Annotated in this window: 3 protein-coding genes; all 3 read right to left on the reverse strand. The window is 71.1% G+C overall.

Annotated elements, in window-relative coordinates; translation table 11 throughout:
• Positions 1-265 (reverse strand): hypothetical protein (locus HG543_RS54840; protein ID WP_211194810.1); only part of this gene is annotated, 265 nt, incomplete at its 3' end.
• A gap of 90 nt (positions 266-355) precedes the next feature.
• Positions 356-1231, reverse strand: coding sequence for an oxygenase MpaB family protein (locus tag HG543_RS53460; protein WP_169352648.1), 876 nt, complete (start codon positions 1229-1231; stop codon positions 356-358).
• A gap of 119 nt (positions 1232-1350) precedes the next feature.
• A complete protein-coding gene (locus HG543_RS53465; protein WP_211194811.1) occupies positions 1351-1668 on the reverse strand; it encodes a TetR/AcrR family transcriptional regulator in 318 nt (105 codons plus the stop codon).
• Positions 1669-1759: the final 91 nt, after the last annotated feature.

The following is a 1759-nucleotide window of genomic DNA, read 5'->3' on the forward strand; positions in this document are numbered from 1 at the left end:
CTTCGAGGGCAGGCAACGGCTGGTACGCCTGCTCATCGAGCGCGTCGTGGTGACGGGCGAGCACGTTACCATCGAGCACGCTGTCCCCCTCTCCGGCCGGTTTTGTCGTTTGCGGGAAAACGACGTTGGATGTCTTCACCTGTGACTGCGGGCTCGGCACCGCCTCACTCTTCACCGCCGACGTCGTCGATCCGCCGCTCGCCCCGCGCGCGGGGGCGCTACCGACGGGTCGCGTGACCCCGACCCGGCGCTGCTCGACGCGCACGCGGCATCCGCCGACCGCCGCGAGTGGTGGCTGGCACGGCTCGGACGCTGCCACGCGCTGCTGGACTCCCGGCGCTGGCGGCCGACCGCGTCAGAAGAGCGGGCGCCCCTCGGCCAGCCGCCGGCGCACGTCCCGCAGCTGACGGCGCAGCGGCGCCTCGCGCACGGCGGCGGGGGCCAGGCGCATGAAACGCGCCAGACGCCGGTTGAACTTCTCGAAGGACTGGGCGTCGGCATCCGTCCACGGCAGCTGCATCAGCGCGCGGAACTCCGGCCCCAGGTAGCCCGCGACCAGTCGCTGCCGCAGCCTCAGGACGGGCGCGGGGATGCGGCGACCGAGGTACTCGAGTCGCACGATCCGGGAGAGGTAGTCGCGCGTGCGCTCGTCCATCGTGAGCCCTGCGACCTCCGCCTGCCAGTACGCCTCGAAGTCGTCGCGGGTCGCCGGCCATGATTCGGGCGGCAGCTGCAGGGTCGTGCCGAACACGCTCCCCTGGTGGTAGAACCGCTCCCGGAACTCGCCCTGCAGCGGGCCGTGCACGCGTTCGTACGCGTGCTCCGCGCCGAGGTACAGGCACGCCGTCACCCAGCGCTGGTGCGCGGGGTCGAACGCGTTGTAGCCGACCGGATGCCCGGGCTCGGAGCGGACGCGCGCGTGGGAGGCATTCGTCGCCCGGCGCATCGCGGCGCGCTCCTCCGCTCCGCCGAGCATCGTCACCGCGATGTACGCCAGCGTGGTGCGGGCCCGCCGCTTCGGGTTCTTGAAGAGGTTGCCCTCGTCGACCTTGCTCTCCATGACGCCGTAGGCGACGGCCGGCCGGGAGAGCTGCATGATCACGTTCGATGTGCCGGCGGCGAGGATGAACCAGTTGGCCGCTTGTCGTAGCGCGTCGTTCTCCATGGCGTCCAGCTGCTGCCGCCGCTGCGCCGTCGTGGTCGAGCCTCCGGCTTCATCGCCCGTGGTCATGAACGCACCTTAGCGCATTGGTGAACCGCGGTTCACCAGTCTGCGGGCCTCGTGCGCACAGCGCGCTGGTCAGCCGGTGATCGGCTCCACGAGCGCGGTCGCGAGCCGCGCGGTGCGCTCTAGGTCTCGGCCAGCCGCGGGTCGCGCATTGCGCGCGTGCGGATCTCGCTGGTCAGCAGGATGCCCTGCTTCTTCTCGAATGCCACGTCCTGCAGCTGACACACCAGGGCGCCCGGCTCCAGGTCTTCCCCGCGAGCCTGCAGCACCGCGACCCGCTCCGCGACCTCGTCGATCTTCTCGCCGGCGACGCGCTCGATGAGGGCGAGCATGAGCGCGTCCTTGGTCTCGAAGTTCGAGTAGAAGGCGCCGCGCGTGAATCCGGTGCGTTCGCAGATCGCTTCGACGGATGCCGCGTCCAGGCCGACCTCGGCGAACACCAGAGCGGCCCGGCAAGGCGCACAGCCCGCGTGGTACCCGGCAGTAGCCCTCCTCGAGCCCTCGGTTCCAGCCCTCCCCCTCAACAGGGCC

The organism is Pyxidicoccus fallax (assembly GCF_012933655.1).
Classification (GTDB): Bacteria; Myxococcota; Myxococcia; order Myxococcales; family Myxococcaceae; genus Myxococcus; species Myxococcus fallax.

Bases quoted from the DNA above. Each gene is read 5' to 3' on its own strand.
- HG543_RS53460 (WP_169352648.1), bottom strand. From the start codon at position 1,231: ATGACCACGGGCGATGAAGCCGGAGGCTCGACCACGACGGCGCAGCGG.